The sequence below is a fragment of the Glutamicibacter sp. AGC46 genome, from assembly GCF_053543715.1.
The window spans coordinates 576,351-584,177 of sequence record NZ_JBLVOJ010000011.1 but is presented as its reverse complement, the minus strand read 5'-3'; the positions used below and the strand labels follow the sequence as shown (position 1 = coordinate 584,177).

5 protein-coding genes are annotated in these 7,827 nt (G+C 60.8%); 2 read left to right on the top strand and 3 right to left on the bottom strand.

Translation table 11 applies throughout. From position 1 onward, the window contains the following. Positions 1-26: 26 nt before the first annotated feature. Genes cydC through ACNPM8_RS07905 form a run of 3 tightly spaced genes read right to left on the bottom strand, consistent with a single transcriptional unit; the run spans position 27 to position 6,032 of the window. The gene (gene cydC, locus ACNPM8_RS07915; protein WP_448939603.1) at positions 27-3,356 is read right to left on the bottom strand and encodes a thiol reductant ABC exporter subunit CydC; all 3,330 of its coding nucleotides are present in this window, start codon (positions 3,354-3,356) and stop codon (positions 27-29) included. A gap of 27 nt (positions 3,357-3,383) precedes the next feature. Next, positions 3,384-4,409 carry a cytochrome d ubiquinol oxidase subunit II gene (gene cydB, locus ACNPM8_RS07910; RefSeq protein ID WP_105656764.1) on the bottom strand — a complete coding sequence of 342 codons (1,026 nt, stop codon included), beginning with the start codon at positions 4,407-4,409 and terminating at the stop codon, positions 3,384-3,386. A gap of 24 nt (positions 4,410-4,433) precedes the next feature. Further along, positions 4,434-6,032, bottom strand: coding sequence for a cytochrome ubiquinol oxidase subunit I (locus tag ACNPM8_RS07905; RefSeq protein WP_448939602.1), 1,599 nt, complete (start codon positions 6,030-6,032; stop codon positions 4,434-4,436). 397 nt (positions 6,033-6,429) lie between these two features. Here ACNPM8_RS07905 and ACNPM8_RS07900 point away from each other — a divergent pair, with 397 nt between their 5' ends. After that, positions 6,430-6,801 carry a BlaI/MecI/CopY family transcriptional regulator gene (locus ACNPM8_RS07900; protein WP_066144398.1) on the top strand — a complete coding sequence of 124 codons (372 nt, stop codon included), beginning with the start codon at positions 6,430-6,432 and terminating at the stop codon, positions 6,799-6,801. Positions 6,802-6,824: 23 nt separating this feature from the next. Beyond that, a complete protein-coding gene (locus tag ACNPM8_RS07895; RefSeq protein WP_105656766.1) occupies positions 6,825-7,787 on the top strand; it encodes a M56 family metallopeptidase in 963 nt (320 codons plus the stop codon). Positions 7,788-7,827: the final 40 nt, after the last annotated feature.

Sequence of the window (7,827 nt, the reverse complement as noted above, 5' to 3'; positions counted from 1 at the left end):
CCGTGGGTGGAAGCGACGCCGCAGTCCTATGCGCTGACCCTGGGCTTCTGGCTTCCCAGTTCAATGCGGTGGGTGCACTGCCCGGCAAGCATCTGGTCATGGGTGATCAAGACGACGGTTCGTCCGGCAAGGGCGAGATGCAAGGTGGAAAGCAGCTCCTGGGCTTCATCCACCCCCAGATGGGCAGTCGGTTCATCAAGCAAGATGATCTGGTGGCCGCCCACCATGGCACGGGCCACGGCGAGCTTGCACCGCTGACCGCCGGAGAGCTGGTGCCCGCCGGAACCGATGCGTGCCTCGAGGCCTTCTGGCTGTGTTGCCAACCAGTCCGACAGCCCGACTTGCTCCAGCACTTCTTCCAGCTGCGCATCGCTGCGCAGCTGGCCTTCAGTGACGCCCAGCATCAGGTTCCGGCGAATCGAGGAGTCGAAGAGGTGCGCCTCTTGCGGGCACCAGGCAACCGATGACAGGTCTGCCTGCTCTAGATCCAGCAGGTTCCCGCGGGCATCGATGCCCTTCAACTTGCCCGACTGCGCTGGCAACGCGCCCAGCAACGCGGTGAGCAACGTCGATTTGCCAGAACCCGATGGACCGGTAATGGCCGTCCATTGCCCTGCCGGGATGCGGGCGTTCAGATTCTGCAGAACTGGCGTTCCCTGCTCGTACCCGAGGCTCAGCGCTTGCGCATCGAAGCCGGCGATCCTGCTTTGCTTCACCGGCGGGTTGTGCTGCGCTGCTCGTGCGCCGTGGCTTTGCATGCCGCGTTCTTCCAGCTTCGATGACAGTACCTTCAGCGCCCGCCCCTGCTGCACCGCCAGCAGGGCATTGCCAGCGCTCTCCCCCAAGGCCAGGCCCAGGAGCACGGCCAGTGCCGTAAACGATGCGCTGCTGTGCGATAGCGCGGTGATGGCAATGGCAAGCAATACGCTGGTCAACGTGGCCAGGGCCGTGGCGCTGCCTTGGCCCAGGGCATGCCGGCGAGCGCGCTGCGTATTGCGTGCTTCGGCGTCCTGGAACCGGCCAATGGTCCGTTCCATGGCCTGATTGCTGCGCAGTGCGGACTTGTGCCGCAAGATGCCCAGCACGCTCTGGTTCATCTGCATCCGGTGGCTGAGCTGATGCACGAGGTGTTCGCCTTCAATGCGCTGCACAAGCCAACGCACCGGGAAGACCAGCACCAGCAGCGCGCCGAGGGCCAGATATCCGAATTCGGGCTGGATGAAGTACAAGGCCGTTGCTGCTGCAACCCACACTACGATTGCCTGCAGCGGCGGGAACAGCACCCGGGCCAATAGGTCGCGCAGTTCATCGACCTCGGCCAGCAAGAATCGCAGGATGACCGAGGAACGGGTCAGCAAGCCCCACTGTGCGGGGTTGGCCACCATCGCGTTCCACATCTTCTCGCGCAAATCCGAGGCATAGGCCAGCACCGCGTCGTGGATCGCGAGCTGTTCCAGGTAGCGGAAGGCAGCTCGTCCGATTCCCAGGCCTCGGACCATCGCGAAGGCTACGGTCAGGTGCAAGATGGGAGGCTGGTAGCTGGCTTCAACGATCAGCCAACCGCTCAGGGCCGCGAGCGCCACGGCGCATAGCACGCTGACTGTCCCCCAGAGCACGCCCTTGGGGGCAGCTTTGTACCCGGCAAGCAAGTCGCGCATCGGGGTGAACTTGGACTTCACCGGCCGTTGGCCAGGGGCGCCAGGCTGCGTTGCCGCGGTGGCTCGCGACCGGTTGCCTGCGGATTCTTCACGGTGGGCAGGGCCAGCACCATGCGCTATGCTGCCCGCACGTTCGTCCTGCCCGAAGGCGGGGTCGTGGCTGGCGACCAGCATCGCGCAGCGGGCTGGAAGTTCACTCAGCAGTTCGCGTACTTGCTGGGCGTTGCGCTCATCGAGGTGCGCGGTAGGCTCATCGGCCAGCAGCACGGTGCAGTGGTCGTCGCTGTGAACCCGCAGCAACGCGCGCAGCACTTCCAGGCGGCGCAGCTCGCCGGGTGAATATTCACCGATCGGGCGCTCGAGCATGGACTCCATCGATAGCCGGGAGCTGAGCTCTCGGCGCAGTTCAGCCGATGCCGCGGGGGCGTCCTGGTCCAGTTGCCCGTTGCCGGTTGCTGCGTTGAATTGCGGATGCTGGCTAATCACTGCAAGCTGGCCGGCTATGAAGACCCGCCCGGTGGCCAAGGCCGGATCGAAGGTGTTGTCGCTGCTGTGCGCCTCGGCGATCAGCTTGAGCAGCGTGCTCTTGCCCGAACCGCTGGCAGTGGACAATACCAGGCGCTCCCCCGCGCGCAACTGAATATTCACGGCTTGGTGGATTGGATGCATGCCATCGTAGCTGATCCGCAGGTCCGCGACGTCCAGGACGCTATCTGCGTTCCTGGCCGTGCTGGCACGAAGCTGATGGACCGGGGTGGCAGCGGTGATGGCTGTGTACTTCTGGTAGGCAGCCAGCCCGTCATCGGCCGCATGGTAGGCAGAGCCCACTTCGCGCAGTGCCGAGAACAGCTCGGGTGCCAGAATGAGGATTATCAGCCCGGCGGCGAGATCCATATTCCCGCTGACCAGTCTCACGCCGATCATCACCGCGAGTACCGCCACCGAAAGGGTTGCGATCAGTTCCAGCCAGAAGCTGGACATGAATACGGTTTTCAGGTTGGCCATGGTGGCCGCCCGGTATTTGCTGCTGACGGCGGCGATGGCGCTGCCGTGCGCCCGTGCCCGGCCCAAGCCCAGCAGTGCGGGCAAGCCCTGGGCGAGTTCGTAGAGCTGGTGGGCAAGCCGATCCAAGGTGGCTTGGGATTCGTTGAGGGTGTCCTGGGTGTGCATGCCGATCAATGCCATGAACACCGGCACCAGCGGGATCGTCAGGAGCAGCACCACTGCGCTGATCCAGTCCAGCTGCAGAATGTAGAGGCCAAGCAGTAGCGGGACGGCCAGGGCGCCGATGAGCGCAGGAATGAATTTGGTGAAGTAGTCATCGAGCTTCTCAAGGCCATGGCTGGCCAAGGTGGCGGTGACCGGTATGGAATGCTGTTCCGCCGCGGGGACGATGGCTGGTTGCGCGGCTTGCCTGCGCACCAGGTTCAGCCGTAGCCGTTCCTTCGCGCCCAGGCCCATGCGGCGGGCGCCGGCGTTCAATCCCCATGCGCTGAGCGCTCGAAGCGCGGCGCCGGCCAGCGCCAGGATCAGCAGGTGCGATTCATTGGCCCCTCCATCGGCCATGGTGGCGATCCATTGGCCCAGCGCGTAGGCGACGAATACCAGCCCGACGACTTTGAGCGCGGAGAACAGCGCCAAAACCAGGAATTGTCGTGGCGTGATCAGTTCACGCGGCAGGAATCGCGGGGCTGGCATTACTACTTCTTTCCCTCGGAAATGCGGTTACTTGATGATGGAGACGACTCGATGAGTTTCTGGAATGTGCTCTTCGCGCAAGCGCTTGCGGAAGACCCAGTAGCTCCAGGCCTGGTACGCCAGGACCATTGGCACGCCGAAGGCGGCCACGACGCTCATGAGCTTCAGGGTGTAGGCAGTGCTGGACGCGTTAGCCACGGTCAGGTCGAAGGCCGGGTCGATGGTCGATGGCAGCACTACCGGGTAAGCGGCGGTGAAGATCGCTGCGACCCCGGCGAGCAAGGTGGCGCCCAGGGCGATGAAGGAGAGTCCCTCGCGCCCAGCGCGGCCGCTGGCTATCGAAATGGCCAGGCAGACCGCTGCCAGGCCCAACACCGCCCAGGCGATGGTGGAATCGTTGTCCAGCAGCACCAGCAGGACCCACGCAACTAAGGGCAGGATTGCTAGCGGCAGCCAGCGGCCTACGAGCTTTCCTGCTTCATGGCGGACTTTTCCGTCGGTTTTCAACCGCAGGAATGCCAACGCATGGATCCAGCAGAACGCCACCACTGCTGCGCCGCCGAGGACGGCATGCCAGTTCAGCCACGCGAAGGCCCCGCCGATTCGGTCGCCGTTCTCGTTCAAAGGCAGGCCCAAGGTGGTCAATGCCAGCATGGCACCGACACCGAAGGCGGCCACCAGCGATCCGATTCCCAAGGCCAGGTCCCAAGCTTTCCGGGTTGCTGCGGTGATCGCCTTGCCTCGGTACTCAATGGCAACGGCACGGAAAATCAACGCCAGCAGGACAAAGGTCAGCGGAATGTAGAGGGCCGAGAACAGCGAGGCGTACCAGTGCGGAAACGCTGCGAAGGTCGCACCGCCGGCGGTCAGCAGCCATACCTCATTGCCATCCCAGACCGGGCCGATGGTATTGAGCAAGAGCCGTTTGCGCTTCTCGGTGGAACGGCCGAGACCGATGAGCATGCCCACCCCGAGGTCAAAGCCTTCGAGGAAGAGATAGCCGCACCAGAGCAGCGCGATCACGATGAACCAAAGTGTTGGAAGCCAATCCATTGATGTTCTCCTTAGTCCGTGCCGCTAGTAGGCGAAGGCCAGTACGTCGTCGTCATCGTTGTCCGGGTCCGAGGGGCCGTCCGCTGGTGAATGATCTGACGGTTCAAGCTCCGGCATTGCCGATGCCACGCCGCCACGAATGTAGCGGCTGAGCAGCACCAGTTCCACGACCAGCAGCACACCGTAGATTGTCGTGAGCGCGATCAGCGAGAAGAGCAGTTCTCCTGCGCTCACTGTCGGAGAGACCGATGCTGCGGTGTACATGAACACCTGGTCCACGCCACCCATCTGCGGGTTGGGGACTACAGTGAATGGCTGCCGGCCCATTTCGGTGAAAATCCAGCCAGTGGCGTTTGCACCGAAGGGTGCGGCAATGCCTAGCAGGGCAAGGCGCGAGAGCCATTTGTTTTCTGGGACGGTGCCCTTGCGAGTGATCCATAGCGCAACGCCAGCAGCCAATGCCGAGAGCCCGCCGAGGGTGATCATCAAGCGGAAGCCCCAGTAGGTCACTTCCATCACTGGCAAGTAGTTGATTTCCTGGCCTGCGTACTTGCCGAAGGATTCATCGTTCGGATAGTACTTGCCGTATTTTTCTTGGTATTCCGGAATCAGCGTGTTCACGCCCTTGATTTCGGTGGTGAAATCCCCATTGGCCAGATACGAGAGAATGCCCGGGATTTCGAAGACCGCTACGACGTTGTCGCAGTTGGTTGAACCCTTGGCGGTGATATCTCCCAAGGACAGCACCGAGAAGCCTGTTCCATCATGGCAAGCTGCCTCCGCAGCAGCCATTTTCATCGGCTGCTGCTCGAACATGAGCTTTGCTTGTTCGTGCCCGCTCAGTGCCACACCGAGGAACGCGACCATTGCTACCGCTGCGCCGATGCGCAGGGACTTGATCCAGACTTGGTAGTCCACCTTGTCACGGCTTTTACCGCGGCTGGGATCTTCGCCCACGACAACATATCCGTTGGCATCCACCGTGTCGATGCCTTCTTTGCGTCGGCGGTAGAGATGGAACCATGAGATACCCAGCAGGAAGCCGCCGGCAACGGCGAAGGCGCCGAAAATAGTGTGCGGGAACGTCACTAGCGCGGTGTTGTTGGTGAACACCGCCCATGCGTCGGTCATCACGGCTCGGCCGTCAACTATTTTCGTTCCAACCGGGTGCTGCATCCATGAGTTCGCAACAAGGATGAAGTAGGCGGAAAAGATCGTTGCCAGGGATGCGCACCAGATGGTTGCCAGGTGCACGCGTTTGGGAAGCTTCTTCCAGCCGAAGATCCAGAGCCCCAGGAATGTAGATTCTACGAAAAAGGCCAGCAGTGCTTCCATGGCCAACGGCGCTCCGAATACGTCCCCTACATAGCGGCTGTATTCGCTCCAAGCCATGCCGAACTGGAACTCTTGGACAATGCCCGTGGCGATGCCCATGATGAAGTTAATCAGGAAAAGCTTGCCCCAGAATTTTGTCATTCGCAGCCAGTGCTCGTTGCCGGTGCGATGCCACATGGTTTGCAGCGTGGCCACGGTCAGGCCTAGTCCAATGGTCAGGGGCACCATCAGGAAGTGGTAGACCGTCGTAATGCCGAATTGCCAGCGGGCAATCTCTAGAGCATCCATGGATTCCTCAACTATCGTGGGGTCGAAGTTCAATCACTTTTCTACGCTCCGTAGAAAAGTTCTCCAAGGCCACCATAGACGATTTCGACAGCGTGTAGAAATCGAGCCGATGAGCAATTTCCGAAACTGGAAACTTCGCCAGCGCGCACGTGGGCGCAAATACTAAGCCTATTGACAGGGTTGTGTCTACGGTTCTTAAAAAACCCAAGTCAACAAGTTTCACCCGCCACATTCTCGCAACTCATGGCGAAACGGGTAAAGCATGTACTCACCCCTCTCTTTTACATGCCGTAGAAATATTGTGGAAAGATGGCTACAATTAAGAACCCAAGCAGTGTGCTTGCACTCCATGAGTCAAGCAACCGCGTCAAAACTAATGCAAGTGAGGTACGACCTAGTGGCCAGCCTTGGCGATCTGGAACGCTCCGTCATGGATCTTCTGTGGGATTCTGCAGAACCACTCACCGCGAATGACCTTCGTGATGACTTGGCGGCGCTTGGCACCGACGCGAAAGAACTCGCAGTCACTACGGTGCTGACTGTGCTAGCCCGTCTCGAAAAGAAGGGTTTGGTAGAGCGCGAGCGCACTACCCGCCCTCACCGGTACGCAGCTTCATCCTCCCGTGAGGATCACACCGTTGGACTGCTCAACGACGCCCTGGGCACCGCCCAGGACCGTGAAGCAGTCCTGGCACGATTCATCGGAGGCATCTCCCCCGACGAGGCAGCATCCCTGCGTGCTATCTTGGACTCAGTAAAGTCCGCATAATTTAGAAGAACTTCGGGGACTGAGTGCTTCTCACCTCATATTTCCTAGCGGCGTTGGCTATCGCATTGGCGTGGCCGACGCCGTTGGCTTTATCCAAGGCTAAATGGACCGCCCGCTCACCAGTGCAAGCGGTACTCCTTTGGCAAGCCATCGCATTAGGCGGTGGACTTTCCATGATCGGCTCGATGCTTGTCTGGGGCTTGGCCCCATTGGGCGATGACCTCATCTCCGCGCTTCATGGCGGCTGGCTCCTGATAATGGGAGATCCCAGTGTGCCCGACCCCGGCGAAGTGCACCTGTTCGCCTTGAGCGCAGCACTGCTCTTCGGATTTCACCTGGTATTAACCCTCATACGAGCGGCTTGGCGCATCTCTCGCCAACGAGCCAAGCACCGGCATCTGCTGCGCCTCTTGAGCAACCCGTCCCAGACGCGGCCAAATACCCTAGTGATTGATCACGACATGCCTGTTGCATATTGCGTGCCGGGGATTTCGCAATCGGTGACCGTGCTATCGCGCGGATTGCTCACCCAGCTCTCTGCCGAAGAGCAACAGGCGGTTATTGCCCATGAACGCTCCCATTTGGATCAACGGCATGATCTGCTGATCCTGGCATTCACGGCGTGGCACGAAGCATTGCCTTGGCTACCGACTTCACGCCTTGCCCTCGACGCAGTGCGCCAACTGATAGAAATGCTCGCCGACGACAAAGCACTGGAAAAGGTCAATAGGCACACTTTGCTCAAAGCCATTGTCACTGTCGCCACCGCCGCAGCAATGGATGATTCGTCGTCAAAGAATCATTCGTCCAGTGCCGGCCTAGTTGGCATGCCAGATGGTGAAGTCTCCTCCCGCCGGCTGCAACGCTTGCTCTCCCCGCAGGATCCGCTGGGCCGCCCGCAGCGCGCACTAGTGCTCCTGAGCACCATCATGTTGCTGATCTGCCCGACAGTCCTGCTCATCGCACCGCGGTTGCTGGACTGGTAGCACTCTCTTGGCGCAAACAGCGAAGTCCCAGGACCCCGGT

Coding starts and splice junctions, on each gene's coding strand:
- cydC (WP_448939603.1), bottom strand. CDS start 3,356: ATGCCAGCCCCGCGATTCCTGCCGCGTGAACTGATCACGCCACGACAA.
- cydB (WP_105656764.1), bottom strand. CDS start 4,409: ATGGATTGGCTTCCAACACTTTGGTTCATCGTGATCGCGCTGCTCTGG.
- ACNPM8_RS07905 (WP_448939602.1), bottom strand. CDS start 6,032: ATGGATGCTCTAGAGATTGCCCGCTGGCAATTCGGCATTACGACGGTC.